Raw genomic sequence first — 19476 nt, forward strand, 5'->3', positions numbered from 1 at the left:
CGCCGGCACCGCGGCATGTGGCGAAAGTGTCGTGGCCCACTTCTAGTCTGGCACCCGTTCGACGTCCTGTCCCGGCCCGATTCCCACTGGGTCGGTTCGCCTTCGAGGAGGTCCGGTGCTCAATCACCTCGGCATTCAGGTGCGTGATTTCGATGCCAGTCTCGCCTTCTATGATGCTGTCCTGGCCCCACTTGAGGGGCGTCGCCTGATGGAGTTTCCGGAGGCGGTGGGCTATGGCAGCAGCACTCCTGACTTCTGGCTCAGCCCGGTGGGCGGTGCAGCCGGGGGCGTCGAGGCGCACATCGCCTTCACCGCGCCGGACCGGGCTGCAGTGCAGGCGTTCCATGACGCCGCGGTGGCGCTCGGGGTGGAGGTGCTGCACGCGCCCCGAGTCTGGCCGGAATATCACCCGACCTACTTCGGTGCTTTCGTCCGCGATCCGGATGGCAACAACGTCGAGGCGGTCTGCCATCGGCCGGAGTGATCGCGCCCGAAGCGTCGGCTGGGGGGCGGGATACGGTGCTGAGCCGTCCGGGGCCTCGGTGGGCCCGTTTACCGCCGCTTGCCTCCGGCTGATACGGTCCTTGGGTAGGTCCGACGGCACTGTCGAGCGTGAGGGGTTGCCCTAATGTTCAAGAAGCTGCTGATCCTCGTCGGTATCGTCGGTGTGGCGGCAGTCGTGGCCAAGCGGGTCAAGGAGACCAACGACGAGCGTGCCCTCTGGCACGAGGCCACCAACGCGCCCGACCTGCGCTGACCCTCACCGGTCAGCGTTCGGCGGCACGGACCGCTTCCGGGGCCCTAGCTCAACTGGCAGAGCACTGCCTTTGCAAGGCAGGGGTTAGGGGTTCAAGTCCCCTGGGCTCCACTTATCAAGCCTGTGACCAGGCATGACGTAGTTTCCAGAGTGATTGACCTACCATCGGTGCGTGTGGGAGCAGCGGGCCTCGCCCATTCCCGAGATCCGGACAGTCTGGCGTGCCTACGTCGAGGAGGCCGCCGGTTACATCGACGAGGCGAGCGAGCACTGGGGCCTGTCGTTCATCCGTCGCCCCGATGGATCGCTGGCGGCCGAGCTGGCGGGTCCGCGGATCACGGGTCTGCCGATTCGCTCACATGCCGGGGAGTCCTACTGGGGCGTCGAGCTCGCCGCCGACGTGGTGATCCCATGCGTGGACAAGGCGTTGCTGCGCGGTGCGATTGCTGAGCTGCCGGTCGCCGACGGGCAGGTAGCGCTCGGGGGCCGCCGCTGTCGCGTTCCTGGGTGGGAGGAACTTGAGTCCTTCGTCGCGCGGCTGGTGGCGGACGGCGTGTTGGTGGCGGATGCCGACATCCGGCGGGCGCTCAACGGCGACGACCGTGGACTGTCGCGACGGAGCTGGCAGCGGCGTTTTCGATCGATCACGGGCCTGTGCCGCAAGGAAATCGAGCGGCTCGACCGTGCGCGTCATGCCTACCATCTGCTCAGTGAGGGAGTGCCGCCGGCCGAGGTCGCTCTCGCCCTGGAGTATGCCGATCAGGCGCATCTCACCCGAGAGCTGCGGCACATCCGGGGTGAGACGCCGGCTCGCATCCGCGCGGCGGCGACTGCCTGACTCGGCGTTTTTGTTCAAGACCTCTGGGCGGCCAGTCAGCGAGGGTGGGGACACGGATCAGCCGACCTTGCGCAGGAGGACGACACATGAACGCCATCGCCACCCCGACCGGGTTCGCCACACTGAATCCGTTCTTCGTCGTCCATGATGCCGACGGGCTGATGACCTTCCTGCGGGAGGTGTTCGGGGGCGCAGAGCACCTCGGGGCCCGTACTGTGGACATCGACGGTCTGCTGTTGCATGCGGAGCTCGAGATCGGCGGTACGACGTTGTTGTTCGGCGAGCGAAAGCCGGGCTGGCCGTTCCTGCCGCAGCTGACTCAGATCTACGTCGATAGCGTGGACAGCGTGCTCGCGCGGGCCGTGCAGCGTGGCGCGCGGATCGTCACTCGGCCGACCGACTTTTTCGGCACGGTCTTTTCTCGGATGCGTGACCCGTGGGGCAACCTGTGGTGGGTGTACCAGCACGCCGAGGCCCCGGAGCTGGACTGGGACGGCGGTGGTGGCAGCGACACGGGCGCCACCGAATGGTCCGACCCCGACCTCGCCTACATCCACCGAACCCTCGTGGAGGCGATGCCGCGGCTGGACATCGAGCCCAGCGGCGAGCGTTAATTCATATAGCGGGCCGACAATGATGGTACTGAGGTGGTCGCGGACCGGGAGGGCGCGCCGTGCTGAGCTGTCTACACACCCGAGTGTCTGCCTACTCGCTCGTCGGGCTCGTCCTGCCGATGGCCTTCCTGTCCGGTTGTGGGGAGGACAGCCCAGGGCGGACCGTGGCGGCGAACGGCGTCATCACGTTCGTGGCGCCGGAGGCCGATGGAGGCCGAGACGCCCAGATCATCGGTGAACTTGTGGTGGGCAAGGGCCAGTGCCTGGCCGTGCAGACCGCGGAGAATCAGACACTGGTCGTCGTCTGGCCGGCGGGAAGCGACCTGAAGACCGGCGACGGCACCACCGCGGTCGAGGTGCCCGGCGTGGGCACTGTCCAGGTCGGTGCCACTTTCACGGCAGGTGGCGGCTACGTCACCCCACCGCTCGGTGACGACATGCCCAGCATCCCCGAGACCTGCGCCAGCGGTGCGGAGCAGATCGCGGTCCTCGACAACCTTCACCGTAGGTAGCGCCCGGCTACGGGATGACGCAGGATCTTTCTCTGTCGATGTAGCCTGGCGCTGGTGAGCGATGCCGAAGATCGCGGGAGCAGTTCGAGTCGGGCAGGCGGGGCTGCTACGACGCAGTTGGTGGCGGCGCGGGCCGGTGACGGCGATGCCTTCGGACGGTTGGTGGAGCCGTTACGGGATGGGCTACGCGTCCACTGCTACCGGATGCTGGGGTCGGTCCACGACGCGGAGGACGCGGTCCAGGAGACCCTGGATCGGGCGTGGCGCAGCCTGAAGCGCTTCGACGATCACGGGTCAATTCGGCCGTGGCTGTACAAGATTGCGACGAACCGGTCGCTGACGATTATTGAGCGTCGGGGTCGGCGCGAGTTGCCCACGGATCTCAGTCCGGGGGGTGTGCCGCTGACCGAGGCGGCGTGGCTGGAGCCGTACCCCGATCGGCTCATGGACTGGACGGCGCGGCTGAGTCCCGAAGCCCGCATCGTGGCGCGGGAGAGCGTGGAGTTGGCGTTCGTCGCCGCCCTGCAGCATCTGTCGGCGTCACAGCGAGCGGTTCTGTTGCTGCGCGACGTGCTCGGCTACACCGCCGGTGAGGTCGCTGAGGTGTTGGACACCACGGTTGTCGCGGTCAACAGCGCTCTGCAGCGGGCCCGCAAGGTCGTCGTGAAACTTCGCCCCGAAGCCAGCCAACAGCAGACCCTGCAGACGCTCGGCGACGCGGAACAACGAAAGGTGGCCCGGCGGTACGCGACCGCCTGGGAGGCTGGCGATGTTGACGCCATCGTGGCGATGCTGACCGAGGACGCACGATACTCGATGCCGCCGCTGACCAGGTGGTACGCCGGCCCGGCAGACGTTCGCGGGTTCCTGGTCGAGGCGGTGCTGCGACATCGCTGGCGGTTCGTGCCGGCGTGGGCGAACGGGCAGCTCGCGTTCGGCACCTACCTGTGGAGTGACGAGCGGGGCGCGTACGTCCCGGCGGGTCTGGATGTGCTGACGCTGCGCGGGCGGCGGGTGGCCGAGGTGGTCTCGTTCCTGGACGCCGACTTCCCGGCCTTCGGCCTGCCGGCCCAGCTGTGGGAAGAGAATTTTGCCGGCGCGCGATGATTTTGCGGACTGGCCCGGGTTGTAGTTCTGACGGACGCATCAAACCGGAAGGACCAAGCCGACCATGGCTACCAACGAGGAGCAAATCCGCACGCTCATCGAGCGCTGGGCCGAAGCGGTCCACCACGGTGATCTCACCGGGGTCCTCGCCGACCACACGAAGGACATCGTGATGTTCGACGTGCCGCCGCCGCAGCAGGGGGTGCGGGGTCTCGATTCCTACCGCGAGACCTGGCCACCATTCTTCCAATGGCAGGCCCAGGGGGCTTCGTTCGACATCGAGTCGCTGGAGGTCACCGCGGGCGAGGACGTCGCCTTCGCGTACGCCCTGCTGCGCTGCGGCACCGAGCGCGACTTCACCGACAATCCCGACAACCGGCTGCGGCTGACGTTCGGTCTGCGCAAGCAGGCCGGCCGGTGGGTCATCGCCCATGAGCATCACTCATTTCCGCTCACCGACGGGTCCACCGCGGCCGAAAACCCCACTCCGGACCAGGACCACGCTGCCGTCGAGCAGGACGACGCTGCCGCCGAGCGGGACCTGCGCCGGCTGCACCAACGCTGGTTCGCCAGCACAGCAGCCAGAGACCTCGACGGCCTGATGGCCCCCATCGCCGACGACGTCGTCTCCTACGAACACGACCAGGCGCTGCAGTGCATCGGGGTCGACGCTGTCCGCGAGGTCTGCAAGGCCGGGCTCGACGCGGCTGGCGACAGCAGCGTCACCTGGCAGGTTCCCGACCTGAAAATCCTGGTCAACGGTGATCTCGCCGTCGCCTGGGGGCTCAACCACGTCGAGGTCTCCGCCGGCAGCCAGTCAGTGGACACCTGGTCCCGCGGGACCCGCATCTTTCAGCGCAGAGACGGCGCCTGGTCGATGACCCACCAGCACCTCTCCTACCCCTTCGACCCCGCCACCGGCTACGCCATGACCGACCTACGCCCGTAGCGTGAACGGCGCGTCCAGCACGGTGGGCCCGAGCTCGGCGGGCCAACACTACAGCGACCGGTCGTTATTCTGACCGGTCGCTGTAGTGGCTGTTATGGAGACCGTACCGATCACCGAAGCTAAGGCTCGGATCGCCGAACTTGCCGACCGGGTCGCCCGAGAGCACGATCACTTCACCATCACCCCGCAACGGCCGCGCCGATGTCATGCTGATCTCGGTAGCCGAGTACGAGTCGATGCGGGAAACGCTGGATCTGCTCTCCGACGATGAAGCCCTCGCCGACCTGCGTCAGTCGCGGGAGGATTTCGAAGCCGGCGACACCTTCTCGATGGATGAGGCCCGCGTCGAGCTGGAGCGACGTCGGAGCGGGTGGACGACGGCACCGACGAACCGTCCAGCTCCTACACGGTGATGCTCTCCCGACAGGCGCGGCGCAACCTGCACGAGGACCTGCCGTTGGAGGTGGCGATCGCGGCGACGGAGACCATCCAGCATGCGATCGCGATCAGTCTCTACCGTGTTGGCAAGCCACTGGACGAACCTGTCGACGGATTCCACTCCGCCCGCCGCGGCACATACCGAATCATCTACCGGATCAACGAGGCCAAGCGGGTCGTGGAGATTCATTCGATCCGCCACCGGCGTGACGCCTACCGCTCGTAGGGCACGTATCGATCTCGCGGTACCTGAGCTCGCCCCACCTCCTGTCTCAGCAGGTCAACAGCTGCCCTGATATGCATGCTCTGCTGCGCAGCATCGCCGCCGGGCACAGGTCTCAGCCCGGGCCCCGTCAGCCGAGTGTGATCTCCGGCGTCAACGGAGTGTCCGCCTCGGCGGTGTCGACCTTCCGTACCACCCCCGCTGCCCGAACATCCCGGCTGACCTGAGCGAAGGCAGCGAGGTCGGTTGCGCGCCCGCGGAGGGTGAGCTGGGCTACCGGCGCCCGCATCGACTGCTTTGCCTCGGACTTCGCCCGGCGGATGGCGGCGAGCACATCGGCGGCGAGCCCGAGCAATTCCGCCCCGGCTCCGATGGGGTCATGAGATTCCGCGGCCCCACGGGCGTCGGTGGAGTCGTCGGGGCTGACGAGCTCCTGCCGAGTCGGCCACGCCGCCCGGTGCACCGAACCCTCCTGCCACCACGACCAGGCTTCCTCGGTGACGAAGGGCAGCATCGGCGCGAAGAGCCGCAGCAGCGTGTGCAGCGCCAGCGCGAGCGCGGCGTGGGCCGAACGGACGGCCGGATCGTCCGGTTCCCCGTACGCGCGCTCCTTGACCAGCTCCAGGTAGTCGTCGCAGAACGACCAGAAGAACTGCTCCGTGCACTCGAGCGACCGGGTGTAGTCGTACTGGGTGAACCCGGCCGTGGCGGAGTCGACGACGGAGGCCAGGCGGGCCAGCATCGCACGGTCGAGCGGTTCGGTCACCTGCGCCAGGTGGGGTGCCAACAGCGTCGGGGACTCGAACCGCAGCACGAACTTGGTGGCATTAAGGATCTTGATGGCGAGTCGGCGGCCGATCTTCATCTGCCCGGTGTCGAAGGCCGTGTCGGTGCCCGGCCGGCCGCTGACCGCCCAGTACCGGACGGCGTCGGAGCCGTACTCCTCCAGGAGGGCCATCGGCGTGACCGTGTTCCCCTTGGACTTCGACATCTTCTTGCGGTCCGGGTCCAGGATCCAGCCCGACAGCAGCGCGGTCTTCCAGGGCAGGCGGTGGAACTCCTGGTGCGACCGGAGCACGGTGGCGAACAACCAGGTCCGGATGATCTCGTGCGCCTGCGGGCGGAGGTCCATCGGGAAAACCCGGGCGAAGAGGTCGTCGTCAACCGTCCACCCGCCGGCGATCTCCGGGGTGAGCGAGGAGGTGGCCCAGGTGTCCATCACATCCGGGTCCGCCGTGAAGCCGCCCGGTTGGTTGCGCTGGCTCTCCTGATAGCCGGTCGGGGCGTCGCTGCTGGGATCAACCGGTAGCGCCTCGCCGTCCGGCAGGATGGGGTGCTCGTAGTCGGGCTCGCCCGAGTCGTCGAGCGGGTACCAGACGGGGATGGGCACCCCGAAGAAGCGCTGTCGACTGATGATCCAGTCCCCGGAGAGACCCTCAACCCAGTTCTCGTACCGGCTGCGCATGAACTCGGGGGACCAGTTCAGCTCGCTCCCCCGGCGGACCAGCGCGGCTCGCAGTTCGGTGTCCCGACCCCCGTTGCGGACGTACCACTGTCGGGTGGTGACGATCTCCAGTGGCTTGTCACCCTTCTCGTAGAACTTGACCGCCTGGGTGGTGGGGCGGGGCTCGGTCTCGAGATTCCCGGCGGCGCGCAGCAGCTCCACGATCTTCGCTTTCGCGGAGAACGATGTCAGGCCGGCGAGCATCCGGTACGCCGCCACCGCGTCGGCGTTGACGACCCCGGGTGGTGGCTCGGGAAGCAGGCGGCCGTCGCGACCCATCACCGGCCGGGTCGGCAGGTCCAGCTCCCGCCACCACAGCACGTCCGTCAGGTCGCCGAAGGTGCAGATCATCGCGATGCCGGAACCCTTGTCCGGCTGGGCCAGCGCGTGTGCCCTGATCGGCACCGCGACACCGAAGATCGGCGTGACGGCGGTGCTACCGAACAGATGTTGGTATCGCTCGTCATCCGGATGGGCGACGAGCGCGACGCAGGCCGGCAGCAGCTCGGGCCGGGTGGTCTCGACGTAGATCTTGTCTCCGGTCGCCGAGTGGAAGGCGAGCCGGTAGTAGTTGCCCTGGCGTTCGCGGTCCTCCAACTCGGCCTGCGCGACGGCCGTGCGGAAGGTGACGTCCCAGAGGGTCGGGGCGTCCGCCAGGTACGCCTCACCCCGGTCCAGGTTGCGGAGGAAGGCCCGCTGGGAGATCGCCCGACTCCGGTCATCGATCGTCGCATATGTCAGGGACCAGTCGACGGAGAGGCCCAGGTGCCGCCAGAGGGCCTCGAACGCCTGCTCGTCAAGCTCGGTGAGGTTCCGGCACAGCTCGACGAAGTTACGCCGGGAGATCGGTTGCGGCCGGCTCGGGGGCTCGGCCGGTGGCGTATAGCCCGGGTCGTACGGCAGGGAGGGGTCGCACCGCACCCCGTAGTAGTTTTGCACCCGCCGCTCGGTGGGCAGACCGTTGTCGTCCCACCCCATCGGGTAGAACACCGTCCGGCCCTGCATCCGCTGGAACCTCGCGATGGCGTCGGCGTGGGTGTAGGAGAAGACGTGACCGACGTGCAGCGCCCCGCTGACCGTCGGTGGCGGGGTGTCGATCGAGTAGACGTCGTCCCGGGTTACCGAGCGGTCGAAGCGATAGGTGCCGTTCTGCTCCCATACCCGTGACCAGACCTTCTCGATGCCCTCCAGGGACGCCTTGGCCGGCACGGCTAAACGCTTCGTGGTGTTCTCGGTCACGGTCGGACTATATGCCGCTGGTCCAATGATTTCCGCCCGCTGATCGGGTCGGCGACGGGGGAGCGGGCCCGGCAGGTTAGCGTCGGGGCGTGAGCACGCCGCGAGTATTGCCCGCTGACAGCGGTGTCATCGAGGCCGCTGCCGTCCTACGGGCCGGTGGTCTGGTGGCTCTGCCCACCGAGACGGTGTACGGCCTGGGCGCGAACGCGCTGGACGCCCCGGCGGTGGCTCGGATCTTCGCGGCCAAGGCGCGGCCGAGCTTCGATCCGCTGATCAGTCACCTGGCCGAGGCGGCGGAGCTGGAAAAGCTGGTGGGTACGGTGCCGGCGGCGGTGGCGGTGCTGGCCGAGCGATTCTGGCCCGGCCCGCTGACGCTGATCGTGGACCGGCCGGCGGTCATCCCGCCGATCGTCACCTCCGGGCTGGAGACGATGGCGGTGCGGGTGCCGGACCACGCGGCGACGCGCGAGTTGATCGCGGCGGCCGGGGTGCCGGTGGCGGCGCCGAGCGCGAACCGGTTCGGTCAGCTCAGCCCGACGCGGGCCGCGCACGTGGTGGCGGGGCTGGGGGCGGCGGTTGACGTGGTGCTCGACGGTGGGCCGACCCGGTGTGGGATCGAGTCGACGATCGTGGACGCGCGGGGCGACCGTCCGGTGGTGCTGCGGTTGGGCGCGCTGCCGGTGGAGTCGCTTCAGGAAGCGGTCGGTCCGGTGCTGGTCCGGCCGGGCAGTTCGGGGCAGCCGGTGGCACCGGGGACGCTGGCGGCGCACTACGCCCCGCGTACGCGGCTGCGGTTTGTCACCGATGTCGAGCCGGCGGACGGCGGCGTTGCCCGGCGAGGGTTCCTGGCCTTCCGCGGCGCTCCGGCGGGGGACTGGGCGGCGGCGGAGGTGCTGTCCAGCAAGGGCGACCTGACCGAGGCGGCGGCCCGCCTGTTCGACGCGCTACATCGACTGGATGGGGCCGGCGTTGACGAGATCCTGGTGGAACCAGTGCCCGAGGTGGGGGTGGGCCGGGCCATCAATGACCGGTTGCGCCGCGCCGCCGCAACCTGGACGTAGCCGCGTGCGGAGACGACCTTCGTCCCGGCGCTAGCTGCCGTGCCCACGGAGGCGGGCGAGCAGGTCGTGCAGGTCCACCCCGGGGCGGGGCGGGGCCGGTAGCTGCTCCACCAGGCGGGCGACCGTGCCGTTGGCGAGGGCGGCGCCGGCCGCGGAGCCGGTGGCGATCGTCCAGCTGATCGGGCCGAGCGGGGTGCAGCCGAAGAAGTGGCTGAGGCCGGGAGTCTGCACGACCAGTACGAGCACCCCCACCGAGCCGGCGGTGGTGAGCAGGACGCCCCGGGTGGTGCCGCCGGCCAGCAGGGTCTGGCCGAGTTGGGTGCCGATCAGCGACACCAGGGCTACCGTGCCGGCCCGACGGGGTGACGCCGCCGCCCACCGGGACAGCACCCAGCCGGCGGTGGCACCGAGCGCGGTGGAGGTGGCGCGGACGCCGAGTTCCCGGTTGAGGGTGGCGCCGAGGGAGGTGTCTGGCCCTTCCCGGAGCAGGTTCTCGCTCTGCTCCGGCGGGGGCGGCCGGACCGCTACGGCCAGGGCGGGGGCCAGATCGGTGAGCAGGTTGACGAGCAGCAGTTGCCGGCCGTTGAGCGCGGAGCGGCCGTCCGCGGCGGCGGTGACGATGCTGAACGCGATCTCGCCAAGGTTGCCGCCGAACAGGATGCTCAGCGCGTGGCGGACCGATGACCACATGGCCCGTCCTTCGGCGAGGGTGGCGATGATGGTCTCCAGTCGGTCGTCCAGGACCACCAGGTCGGCTGCCGCGCGGGCCGCGGGGGTGCCACGTTGTCCGAGGGCGATGCCCACGTCGGCGAGGCGGATGGCGGGTGCGTCGTTGGCGCCGTCGCCGGTCATCGCCACGGTGCGACCGCAGGTCCGGAGCGCCTGGATCATCCGTACCTTGTGGGCCGGCGTGCACCGCGCTACGACATCGGTGGTGACCAGGCGTGCCGCCAATGCTTCGTCGTCGAGGTCCACAAGGTCGTTGGCGGTCGCCACCCGCTGGCCGTCACCGGGGCTGATCACAGCGGCGATCGCTTCGGCGGTGGCCGGATGGTCACCGGTGATCATGATGGTGTGCACCCCCGCCTTGCGGATGCTCTCCACCGCCGGTGCGGCGCTGGCCCGGATCCCGTCGGCCAGCGCGAGGATGCCGACGAAGGTCAGGCCCTGGACGTCGTCGTCAGCGATGGACTCGTCGGACACGACCCGTTCGGCCAGGGCCAGCACCCGCTGGCCGGCCCCGGCGTGCCGGAGCAGCTCCTGCTGGACCGCCTCCCGGGTCGCGTCGTCCAACGGCGCCACCCCGGCCTCGGTCCGCCGGTTACGGCAGCGGGGCAGGACGGTCTCCGGGGCGCCCTTGACGCTGAGGACCAGGCCGGCGTCGCAGGCGCCGACGGTGGCGTGGTAGCCGCGGGACGGTTCGAAGGGAAGCCCGCCGGCGGGACACCAGTCCTCAGCACCGGTCTGCTCCACCGTGTTGGTCTCCTGGGCCGCCCGGCGGATCGCCCGGTCGGCCTGCTCGGGAAGCTGTTCCGGGTCCTCGGCGTTTGGAGTGGCGCGCAGCGCGACGGCGAGGATCATGCGGAGGTGGTCGTCGAGCTGGTCAACGGTGGCGAACCGCGCACCGTCGCCGACCCCGGAGAGCACCAGCCGCCCCTCGGTCAGGGTGCCGGTCTTGTCGAAGCAGAGCACGTCAACGCGCCCCAATGCCTCGATCGTGCGGGGGTTACGCACCAGGGCGCCACGTTCGGCCAGACGTCGGGCCGCCGCCAGCTGCGCGGCGCTGACCAGGAACGGTAACCCCTCGGGCACCGATGCGACGGCCAGGTTTGCGGCGGTTGAGGCGGTCTCCGCCAGCGGTATGCCACGTGCGACGCCGGCACCGGCGACCGCGACGGCGGATCCGAGCGCGAGCGGTATCGCCGAGCCGGTGAGTCCGCCGAGTCGCGCTTCGACGCCGCCGCTGGGTCGGGCCTGCCGCGCGAGGCTGAGGCTGCGCCCGGCCTCCGTGTCGGTACCGGTGGCGACGACCACGGCCAAGCCGTGACCGGCGGCGACGGTGGTGCCTTCGTACAGCATCGAATGGCGATCGGCGATGTCCGAGGCGGCCACCGGTCGGTCGGTCTTGCCGACCGGCAAGGACTCGCCGGTGAGCGAGGACTCGTCTGCCTCCAATCCCGTGGCCTCGAGGATCCGGCAGTCGGCCGGTATGGCGTCACCTGGTTCCAGGATGATCACGTCGCCGGGGACCAGGCCGTCGGCGGGCAGCTGCTGCTCGGCGCCGCCCCGTCGGACCCGGGCGGTGATCGCGGTGCGGGACAGTAACTCGGCCAGCGACCGTTCGGTGTTGCGCTGGTGTACCGCCCCGACCAGGGCGGAGCCGCCAACCACACCACTGACCAGGGCGGCGTCAACCAGGGAGCCGAATGACGCGGACAGCACCGCCCCGGCCGCGAGGACCGGGGTCAACGGGTTGGCCAGCTCGTCCAGGAAGGCGCGGAGCAGAGTCGGAGTCGGACCGCCGTCGGCGACCGGGGCGGAGCGTCGGCGGTCGGCCTCCGTCGGATCCAACCCGTCGAAGCTGCTGCCCAACTCGTCGAGGACGGTTCCTACTGGCATCAGATGCCACGGGACCGTCGACCGCCCGGTGGGGGCCTCGGTCGGGTCGGGCAGGTGGTGGGCCCGCCACACGCCGTGGCTGAACGCCAGTGCCGCCGTCCCGTTGACCGCGGCCTGGGTTCGGTCCGGGAGCTGTTCCCGTGCGGCGGTGAGTGCGGACAGCGCCCCGAGACCGGCGCCACCGAGCCCCAGCCGGATGTTCTGCCTCGTCATCCGGCGGGCCACCCCGGCTGCCTCGACCACCAGCGCGGCGGCCCCGAGGTCGGTTCCGACCAGTAGGTGCGCACCCCAGGGCGGCAGCTCCTCGTCGATGGTCAGGCCGAGGCCGCAGTCGGCTGCCGTGAGCGCCCCTCGGTCACCGGAGAGCAGCATCACGACCGCGCCGTCGCGTTGCAGCTGGCGAACCGTTTCGGTGAGCCGGGCACCGCCGGCGAGGACGATGTCGGCGAAGGCGTACCGGCCCGGGTCGTCGTCCGCCACGACCAGCCGTAACCCCGCGCGTCGCGCGGCGGCCGGCAGGAGGTCCACGCCGGGGGCCGGCTCGGCCTCGACCCGCAGCAGCGCGACGAGCCGACCGCCGTGGGCCAGGCCGAGGAGTTGGCTGCCGGATGCCCGAAGTCGGTCGCTGTGCAGGGTGTCGCCCGGGTCAGTCGCGTCGAGGCGGTCCAGTGGGCCGAGAGCCCAGCCCTCGCCGTGCTGGACCGTAGCTGGCTGATGGGAGTCGAAGAGGGCAAACGCCCGGGCGCCCACCTCGCCCAACTCCGCGTCGCCCAGTGGCGCCAGGTCGGTGAGGACGCCGCGATCGGAGCCGAGGATTGTGGCGTCCAGCACCAACGTGTCGATCCGGTCGAGTTCGCGGAGCACGCGGCGGTCCATGGCGATGACGCCGCGCCGCGCGAGCAGGCTACCAAGCTGGGCGGCGTACCCCTCCCGGCCGGCGCCGCTGGCCTTCGGAAGCGCGGCGAGGCCGAGTGCGGCGGCGCGTTTCGGACCGGCCACCGGGGCTGCTGCTGCGGCGGCTGCCGCGCCGGCGTGGAGCATCCGGGTCACGTACGTCTCGGCCGGTCCATCCGGCTTCGGGCAGGGCCGTTCGGCTGACAGGACGGGGGCAGCGGCCCGGCCGGGGGCGCCGGTGAGCCGGGGTTCGGCCGTTGTCCACGCGGCGAGCTGGGCCCGCGCCTCGCCCCACTGCACCACCCGCTGGAGGCTGTCCAGGACGATGCCGGTCCAGCCGCCCGCGAGGCCCTGCGTCACCGCCTCGGCCAGGGGGAAGAGGAGGTCGGCGCGGGGGTCGGCGCGCACTCCCCGGTCGGCGAGGGCGTGCAGCCTCGGGTGCAGGTCAACCGCGTTGAGGAGGCCGGAGACCTCACCCGGCACCGGGGTGAAGGGCAGGATCCGGGTGGCGGCGGAGATCGTCAGACCGAGCGCGTCGGAGGCGAGGGCGCCGAGCGTGCGGGGGGTGCGGGGGCCCTCCTCCGGCGGGTGTGGCGGTGGGATCTCCGGGTCCGGTTCGTGCGGGCTGATGCGTTCGGCGCGGGCCACGGTGGCGATCAGATCGCGCAGCCTCGGCTCGGGGGAATCGACGGCGACCACCACCCGCCCCGAGGGGGCGTTTACCCGTGCCCAGCTCACGCCGGGCACGCGTTCCAGCGCCGCTTCGACCTGCCGGGCGAGCTGTTCCCCGCCGTCCTGGCAGACACCGTGCACCTCGATGTGGTGTCGGCCGTAACGGGACCAGACGCGGCGGCTGGTCAGCCCGGTGAGTCGCGCGGCCCGGGCAGCGGCGGATCCGAGATTGCGGGCCGCCTGCCCCATCAGCGGTGGCACGGCTGGCACGCGCACGCTGCCAGCGACGCGGCCCAGCGGGATCATCGAGGCGTGCGGCGTGACTCGTGTCGGCCCGATCCCCCGGTGTCGCTCTTCCCGTACGCCATCCCGCCTCCCACGCCGTGTGTCCCGGCGGTCTGACTTCCCGCCCGGCCGTCCGTTATGCCCCTGAACAGTGGCGAAGTTCTACCGGCCACGCCGGCATGGCGGGCGACGACGGTGGAAAACCACGGCGGTCACCGCCGTTTCTGGGAGGTCGAGATGAGTATGTTGACCCGGGATCTCAGTGGGAGTCGGGACATGATCCGGACTTTCACCCGCCGAGTGGAGGTACCGGTACTGGGGGAGGTGGCCATCCCGCCGCCAGACAAACTGGCGTATTACGCGGGCGTGGGTCTGCTCACCCTCTTGCAGGTCATCGAATGGCCGGTGGCGTTGGTGGTGACCGCTGGTCACGTGCTCGCCGATCAGCATCTGTCTGGGTTGGCCAAGGGGCTCGGGGAGGCATTGGAGACCGCCTGATCACCGCGGTCCGGGGTGACCCTCGGCTGGCTCCGGCCGGGGCGGGCGGTGAGCGCTGGACACGTACGGGGGAACCCGGCTGCGGCCACCGGCCCGCCCGGCTTGGACGAACCTACGGTGGTCTCATGTTTACCCTGGTCACCACCGTGATTCTGTACGTCGGAGGGTTCGTCTTCCTATACGGAGTGATCCGCCTCGCGATCCGGCACTCCCTGGAGGAGGCGGAGGTGCGTCGGATCGAGGCCCAGCGGGCCGAGGAGCTGGCCGCCCACCGGGATCGGGCCCTGCTGGAGGGGAAGGGCTACCTCGCCGGGAGCTGACCTGGTGGTAGCGGCGTCCGCATCACCAGGTAGCTGTGGTTGTCAATGTTGTTGCACGTGAAACATCAGGACGGTCGATGCCTGGGGTTGACTTCGGCGTATCCCATCAGACCCCGGTCGCCAGGTGCCGCTGGGCTTCGGTCAGGGCGGCAAGCAGGGCTGACGATTCCTGCGCGCCGCTCACCGCGTACCTGCCGGCGAGAACGTAGGTCGGCACGCTCGTGATGCCGAGTTCCCGTGCGGTGGCCAGCCGGGCGTGAACCTCGGCCACCTGACCGTCGGATTCGAGGAAGGCGTCGGCGGCCGCAGCGTCCAGGCCGACTTCGCCGGCGATCGTCGCCAGGGCCGGCCGGGAGCCGATATCGACGCCGTCGCGGAAGTGGGCCCGGTGTAACGCCTCGACCGTCTCGGCGGCCCGGTCCCGCTCGGTCGCCCAGGCGACCAGCCGATGTGCGTCGAAGGTGTTCGCGGCGAGCGCACGGTCGAAGTCGAAGTCAATGCCGTCTCCGGCGGCGGCCCGAGTGACCTGGTCCGCCATCTGCCGGGCGCGTTCCCGGCCGCCGAACTTTGCGCCCAGCGTGTCCAGCAGCGGCAGCGGCTCGGGAACCGGCGCCGGGTCGATCTGGAACGGTCGGTAGCTGACGGTCACGGCGCCGTCGTAGGACGCGAGTGCCCGCTCCAGCCGGCGCTTGCCGAGATAGCACCAGGGGCAGACCAGATCGCTGTAGATTTCGATCTCCATAACCGAAGGAAACCCGGTGGTCAGCCCGTCTGTTCCCGGACCTGACGTTTGAGTCGGGCCAGCACCGCGGTGCCGCCCCGGATCCGTAGCGGACTTACCGCCTGGGCCAGCCCCATCTGCTGGTACAGGTCGTCGGGTACGGCCAGCACCTGCGCTGGCTGAGCTCCGGCGAGCCCTTCGGCGAGGATCCCCGCGAAGGCGCGGGTGGTGGCCGCCTCGGGCGGGCAGTCGAAGACGGTCTCGACGCTGCCCTCCGGAGTCACCCGGGCGCGCAGGAAGAGTGCCGTCTGGCACTCCGGGACCTGCTCCATCTCCGCGCGGTCGGGGTGCCCGGCCGGCAACGGCCCAACGGCGTCGGCGTACTCCAGTAGCAGTTCCAGCACGATGTCACGGGGCGCGGTGGCGAACTCGTCCACGATCTCGACCAGCCGGGGAGGCATCTCGGGCATCCCGCCAGGCTACCGCCGCCCGGAACCAGGACCAGGCGGTGTGACGACGGAGCGTACCCATCTCACGGCCGGGCGTTCCTACCTCACGGCGTCGGGGCCTGCCCACTGAGTTGGCCGAGCGCCGACTGGGGGTCGAGCCGCAGGGCGAGGTCACCGAGAGAGATGATGCCGACCAGCTTCCGCTCGTTGTCGCAGACCAGCACTCGCCGTACGCCCCGATCTCGCATAAGGGCCGCCGCCTCGCTCGTGGTGCAGTTCTGTTCGATCATCACCACCTCACGGGTGATGATCGATTCAATCGTGGTGCGGGCCGGGTCGCTCCGTTGGGCGACGGCCCGGACCACGATGTCCCGGTCCGTGAGTATCCCGGCGAGGGTGGCACCGTCGGTGGCGACCACGTCTCCGATATCGGCCTCCTTCATCACCCGTGCGGCTTCATCCAGAGTGGTCTCCATCGGTAGATAGATGACCTGCTTTGTCATCACGTCGCTGACCCGGAAACTGGTCATGGGACTCCTTCGGAAGCGATCCAGCCCGATCGGGACGCGGTTCCCCGTTCTACCCTTACTACACCTATCTCTGTGGTCAGCCCTGTGGCCAGAGGCGGTCCGGCGCCCCGTCGCCTCGATGTCACCTGGCCCGACCCAGGGGCACCAGTAGAAGCACTATTGGTGAGAAACTATCGCTTCTCAGGCAGGGCTCGCCGCTACTGGAGGCGGAGACACGGGCCCTTCCCAACCCTGGAGGGTGTAGTGGGCTGGCGCAGTTTCGTGGCGGTCGGGGACAGCTTCACCGAGGGCCTGAATGACACCCACCCGGACGGCGGCTTTCGGGGCTGGGCCGACCTGGTGGCCTCCCGGCTCGCCGTGGAGGCCGGGTCGGAGTTCCGGTACGCGAACCTCGCTATTCGCGGCCGGCTCTTTCCCCGGGTGGTGGACGAGCAGGTTCCCGCCGCGTTGGCGATGCAGCCGGATCTGATCAGTTTCGCGGCAGGTGGGAACGACGTGCTGCGCCGAAGCTTCGACCCGGCTGCCCTGATCGCACGTTTCCACGACGTGGTGGGGCGGCTGCGCGCAGGCGGGGCCGACGTGATCCTGTTCCGTTTTGCCGACGTCATGGCACGCCTGCCCGGACAGCGGCTGGTCGCCCCCCGTGTGCGGTTACTCAATCAGGCGGTCGGGGACACGGCGGACCAGCACGGAGCGATCCTGGTCGACCTGTACGGCGACGATGCGTACCTGAACCCGATGCTGTGGAGCACTGACCGGCTGCATCTCTCTTCGGCCGGGCACCGGCGGGTGGCCGCCCAGGTGCTGACCGCGCTGGGGGTCAGCTGCGCTGAGGAGTGGCTGCTGGCCCCTGAGCATCCGCTGCCCAAGCCGTGGCTGACAGCCCGCACTGACGATCTCCGATGGGCCACCCAGCACCTGGCGCCCTGGCTCACGCGTCGCCTCACGGGTCGCAGCTCCGGCGACACGGTCACCGCCAAACGCCCCGTCCTGGCCCCGTTGACGGACTGACCGGCCCCGCTCTCCCAGAGCGGATCCACCGCGCCCGGTTAGCGGCCCGGCCGGCCCTCGGGAACCCGAGGGCCGGCCGGGCCGCTGCATGCAGGGAGTCTGCGGACTACGCTTTCCCCCGTGACGGTGCAGCAGTCGCCCAGAGCGGCGAACGGCGATACGGGCGGCGGCCGGCGGCGGTCCCGCAAGGAGGAGATCCTCGAGATCGCGGTCGGGCTGTTCGCCGCCCGGGGCTACCACGGCGTGTCAATGGATGACATCGGGGCCGCCGCCGGGGTGACCGGTCCGGCGCTCTACCACCACTTCGCCGGTAAGGAGGCGATGCTGGTCGCCGCGCTGATCCCGGTCAGCGAAGGGCTGCTCGCCGGCGGCCGGGAGCGGGCCGCCGCCCACCCCGACGATCCCCGCGCCGCACTGGAGTCACTGATCGACTTTCATGTCGACTTCGCGTTGGCCCAGCCGGCGGTGATCGCCCTACACCTGCACGAGCTGGACCGACTGCCTGATCAACCGCGTCGCCGCATTCGCCGGCTCCAGCGGCTGTACGTCGAGGAGTGGGTCAGCGTACTGACCGCGTCGCACCCGGGCCTGCCCGACAACGAGGCGCGGGTGTTGGCCCACGCCGCCTTCGGCCTGATGAACTCGACCCCGTTCCTCGGTGGCGTGGTGGACCGGCAACGCCGAGCCGAGCTGCTCCGGGGCGCGACGCTGGCTGCTCTGTTGGCACCGACCGCTCGCTGAGTACTGGGCCCGGGCCCGAGTTTGCCTCAGGCTGGATCGAGGGGCTGTGCCGCACACTGACTCGTCAGTAACCGGGGTGGCATGGTTCCCTGGCTTTCCGTTCGACCCCGGGACGCTGGAGGAAACATGATCGAGTCACTGTTGGTCGTCAATCGGGGCGAGATCGCCCGCCGGATCATCCGGACCGCGAAGCGGCTCGGTGTCCGGGCGGTGGCGGTGCACTCGGAGGCGGACGCCGGCCTGCCGTTTGTGACCGAGGCCGACGAGGCGGTCTGTGTCGGTCCGGCGAACCCGGCGCAGAGCTACCGGAACGTCGAGGCTGTCCTCGCCGCCGCAAAGGCGACCGGCGCGCAGGCGATCCACCCTGGCTACGGCTTTCTGTCGGAGAACGCCGACTTCGCCCAGGCTGTCACTTCGCGCGGTCTACTCTGGGTCGGGCCCGGCCCGGAGGCGATCACCGCGATGGGTGACAAGATCAATGCCCGGAATCTGATGGCGGCGGCCGGGGTGCCGGTCGCGGCGGGTACCACGGAACCGGCGGCGGACCTTACCGCGGCGGTCAATGCGGCGGCGGAGATCGGCTACCCGGTGATGGTCAAGGCCGCCGCTGGCGGGGGCGGTATGGGCATGGGAATCGCGAACGACGAGGCCGCGCTCCGGACCGAGTACGACAAGGTGCGCGCGTTCGCCGAGCGGATGTTCGGGGACGGCTCCGTCCTGATCGAACGGTATTTCCCCCGGGTGCGCCACGTTGAGGTGCAGATTCTCGGCCTGGCCGACGGCCGGGTGGTGGCGCTCGGCGAGCGCGAGTGCTCGGTGCAGCGACGGAACCAGAAGCTGGTCGAGGAGTCCCCCTCGCCGGCGGTCACCCCGGAGCTTCGGTCCCGTCTGTTGGCCGCGGCGGTGCGGGCGGGCGAGGCGGTCGGCTACCGCAACGCCGGCACGGTCGAATGCCTGCTCGACCCCACCACCGGCGAATTCTTCTTCCTGGAGATGAACACCCGCCTGCAGGTCGAGCACCCGGTCACCGAGCTGGTCTACGGGGTTGACCTGGTCGAGGAGCAGCTGCGGGTGGCCGCTGGGCTACCGCCGACGTTCGACCCGGATGCCTTGGCGCCGCGCGGGCACGCGATCGAGCTGCGGATCAACGCCGAGGACCCGAAGCGTTTCCTGCCTGGGCCGGGGACGATCACCACCTGGACCGAACCGACCGGCGAGGGCATCCGCGTCGATTCGGGGTATGTCGCCGGTAACACGGTGACCCCGTTCTACGACAGCCTGATGGCCAAGCTCATCGTCAGTGGCGTGGACCGCGCCGAAGCGATCAGTCGGGCACGGGCCGCGGTGGCGCAGTTCCAGCTGGCCGGGCCGAAGAACAACCTGCCCTTCTTCGCCGAACTGCTGGACAACCCGGAGTTTCTCTCCGGCGACTACGACACCGGCATCGTCTCCCGGATGCGCTGACCGCATCCGACGCCGGACGTTCGACCCCGG

The 19476-nt window shown here is 70.0% G+C and carries 19 protein-coding genes, 1 tRNA gene and 1 pseudogene; 16 read left to right on the forward strand and 5 right to left on the reverse strand.

What is annotated here, in order from left to right:
• Positions 1-115: 115 nt before the first annotated feature.
• The 10 genes and pseudogenes from AC1UKG_RS00175 (at position 116) to AC1UKG_RS00220 (ending at position 5441) form a co-directional block, all read left to right on the forward strand.
• Complete coding sequence (locus AC1UKG_RS00175) at positions 116-484, forward strand: VOC family protein (protein ID WP_018730957.1); 369 nt, start codon at positions 116-118, stop codon at positions 482-484.
• A 144-nt stretch (positions 485-628) separates the two neighbouring features.
• Complete coding sequence (locus tag AC1UKG_RS00180) at positions 629-757, forward strand: DLW-39 family protein (RefSeq protein ID WP_018221871.1); 129 nt, start codon at positions 629-631, stop codon at positions 755-757.
• Between the two features lie 38 nt (positions 758-795).
• A tRNA-Ala gene (locus tag AC1UKG_RS00185) sits at positions 796-868 on the forward strand.
• Between the two features lie 61 nt (positions 869-929).
• Positions 930-1595 (forward strand): helix-turn-helix domain-containing protein, encoded by a 666-nt coding sequence (locus tag AC1UKG_RS00190; protein ID WP_482642816.1) that lies wholly within the window; start codon positions 930-932, stop codon positions 1593-1595.
• 86 nt (positions 1596-1681) lie between these two features.
• On the forward strand, positions 1682-2209 hold the full coding sequence (locus AC1UKG_RS00195) for a VOC family protein (protein WP_018813931.1): 528 nt from the start codon (positions 1682-1684) through the stop codon (positions 2207-2209).
• A 59-nt stretch (positions 2210-2268) separates the two neighbouring features.
• Positions 2269-2721, forward strand: a complete 453-nt coding sequence (locus tag AC1UKG_RS00200) for a hypothetical protein (RefSeq protein WP_026271303.1) — start codon at positions 2269-2271, stop codon at positions 2719-2721.
• Positions 2722-2841: 120 nt separating this feature from the next.
• Complete coding sequence (locus AC1UKG_RS00205) at positions 2842-3828, forward strand: sigma-70 family RNA polymerase sigma factor (RefSeq protein ID WP_482642889.1); 987 nt, start codon at positions 2842-2844, stop codon at positions 3826-3828.
• A 64-nt stretch (positions 3829-3892) separates the two neighbouring features.
• The gene (locus AC1UKG_RS00210) at positions 3893-4777 is read left to right on the forward strand and encodes a YybH family protein (RefSeq protein ID WP_482642815.1); all 885 of its coding nucleotides are present in this window, start codon (positions 3893-3895) and stop codon (positions 4775-4777) included.
• A 94-nt stretch (positions 4778-4871) separates the two neighbouring features.
• Positions 4872-5190: pseudogene (locus tag AC1UKG_RS00215) on the forward strand (type II toxin-antitoxin system Phd/YefM family antitoxin).
• Positions 5148-5441 (forward strand): type II toxin-antitoxin system RelE family toxin, encoded by a 294-nt coding sequence (locus AC1UKG_RS00220; protein WP_482642814.1) that lies wholly within the window; start codon positions 5148-5150, stop codon positions 5439-5441. The pseudogene AC1UKG_RS00215 and the gene AC1UKG_RS00220 overlap by 43 nt, the downstream one beginning before the upstream one ends.
• Positions 5442-5568: 127 nt before the next feature.
• Here the strand turns inward: AC1UKG_RS00220 and valS are convergent, their stop codons facing one another.
• Positions 5569-8151, reverse strand: coding sequence for a valine--tRNA ligase (gene valS, locus AC1UKG_RS00225; protein ID WP_482642888.1), 2583 nt, complete (start codon positions 8149-8151; stop codon positions 5569-5571).
• A gap of 137 nt (positions 8152-8288) precedes the next feature.
• On the opposite strand from valS, the gene AC1UKG_RS00230 reads away from it, so the two are divergent.
• On the forward strand, positions 8289-9242 hold the full coding sequence (locus AC1UKG_RS00230) for an L-threonylcarbamoyladenylate synthase (protein ID WP_018743548.1): 954 nt from the start codon (positions 8289-8291) through the stop codon (positions 9240-9242).
• Positions 9243-9272: 30 nt separating this feature from the next.
• Here the strand turns inward: AC1UKG_RS00230 and AC1UKG_RS00235 are convergent, their stop codons facing one another.
• The gene (locus AC1UKG_RS00235) at positions 9273-13733 is read right to left on the reverse strand and encodes a cation-translocating P-type ATPase (protein ID WP_482642813.1); all 4461 of its coding nucleotides are present in this window, start codon (positions 13731-13733) and stop codon (positions 9273-9275) included.
• 117 nt (positions 13734-13850) lie between these two features.
• Here AC1UKG_RS00235 and AC1UKG_RS00240 point away from each other — a divergent pair, with 117 nt between their 5' ends.
• On the forward strand, positions 13851-14210 hold the full coding sequence (locus AC1UKG_RS00240; protein ID WP_018743550.1) for a hypothetical protein: 360 nt from the start codon (positions 13851-13853) through the stop codon (positions 14208-14210).
• Between the two features lie 125 nt (positions 14211-14335).
• Positions 14336-14530, forward strand: coding sequence for a hypothetical protein (locus AC1UKG_RS00245; protein WP_018730945.1), 195 nt, complete (start codon positions 14336-14338; stop codon positions 14528-14530).
• A 106-nt stretch (positions 14531-14636) separates the two neighbouring features.
• Here AC1UKG_RS00245 and AC1UKG_RS00250 read toward each other — a convergent pair whose 3' ends face one another.
• From AC1UKG_RS00250 to AC1UKG_RS00260, 3 genes are all read right to left on the reverse strand, one after another.
• A complete protein-coding gene (locus AC1UKG_RS00250) occupies positions 14637-15272 on the reverse strand; it encodes a DsbA family oxidoreductase (protein ID WP_018743551.1) in 636 nt (211 codons plus the stop codon).
• Positions 15273-15292: 20 nt separating this feature from the next.
• Positions 15293-15721, reverse strand: coding sequence for a SufE family protein (locus AC1UKG_RS00255; RefSeq protein WP_018743552.1), 429 nt, complete (start codon positions 15719-15721; stop codon positions 15293-15295).
• 83 nt (positions 15722-15804) lie between these two features.
• The gene (locus AC1UKG_RS00260) at positions 15805-16230 is read right to left on the reverse strand and encodes a CBS domain-containing protein (protein ID WP_018743553.1); all 426 of its coding nucleotides are present in this window, start codon (positions 16228-16230) and stop codon (positions 15805-15807) included.
• Between the two features lie 243 nt (positions 16231-16473).
• Here AC1UKG_RS00260 and AC1UKG_RS00265 point away from each other — a divergent pair, with 243 nt between their 5' ends.
• From AC1UKG_RS00265 to AC1UKG_RS00275, 3 genes are all read left to right on the forward strand, one after another.
• Complete coding sequence (locus AC1UKG_RS00265) at positions 16474-17241, forward strand: SGNH/GDSL hydrolase family protein (protein ID WP_018813925.1); 768 nt, start codon at positions 16474-16476, stop codon at positions 17239-17241.
• A gap of 120 nt (positions 17242-17361) precedes the next feature.
• Entirely contained in the window at positions 17362-17982 is a 621-nt protein-coding gene (locus AC1UKG_RS00270) for a TetR/AcrR family transcriptional regulator (protein WP_018743555.1), read from the forward strand.
• A 126-nt stretch (positions 17983-18108) separates the two neighbouring features.
• The gene (locus AC1UKG_RS00275; RefSeq protein ID WP_018743556.1) at positions 18109-19446 is read left to right on the forward strand and encodes an ATP-binding protein; all 1338 of its coding nucleotides are present in this window, start codon (positions 18109-18111) and stop codon (positions 19444-19446) included.
• Positions 19447-19476 lie beyond the last annotated feature (30 nt).

This window comes from Salinispora sp. CH2A1_6 (assembly GCF_056820975.1).

Coding starts and splice junctions, on each gene's coding strand:
- AC1UKG_RS00195 (WP_018813931.1), top strand. CDS start 1,682: ATGAACGCCATCGCCACCCCGACCGGGTTCGCCACACTGAATCCGTTC.
- AC1UKG_RS00260 (WP_018743553.1), bottom strand. CDS start 16,230: ATGACCAGTTTCCGGGTCAGCGACGTGATGACAAAGCAGGTCATCTAT.
- AC1UKG_RS00235 (WP_482642813.1), bottom strand. CDS start 13,733: ATGATCCCGCTGGGCCGCGTCGCTGGCAGCGTGCGCGTGCCAGCCGTG.
- AC1UKG_RS00180 (WP_018221871.1), top strand. CDS start 629: ATGTTCAAGAAGCTGCTGATCCTCGTCGGTATCGTCGGTGTGGCGGCA.
- AC1UKG_RS00250 (WP_018743551.1), bottom strand. CDS start 15,272: ATGGAGATCGAAATCTACAGCGATCTGGTCTGCCCCTGGTGCTATCTC.
- AC1UKG_RS00210 (WP_482642815.1), top strand. CDS start 3,893: ATGGCTACCAACGAGGAGCAAATCCGCACGCTCATCGAGCGCTGGGCC.
- AC1UKG_RS00255 (WP_018743552.1), bottom strand. CDS start 15,721: ATGCCCGAGATGCCTCCCCGGCTGGTCGAGATCGTGGACGAGTTCGCC.
- AC1UKG_RS00275 (WP_018743556.1), top strand. CDS start 18,109: ATGATCGAGTCACTGTTGGTCGTCAATCGGGGCGAGATCGCCCGCCGG.
- AC1UKG_RS00245 (WP_018730945.1), top strand. CDS start 14,336: ATGTTTACCCTGGTCACCACCGTGATTCTGTACGTCGGAGGGTTCGTC.
- AC1UKG_RS00240 (WP_018743550.1), top strand. CDS start 13,851: ATGCCCCTGAACAGTGGCGAAGTTCTACCGGCCACGCCGGCATGGCGG.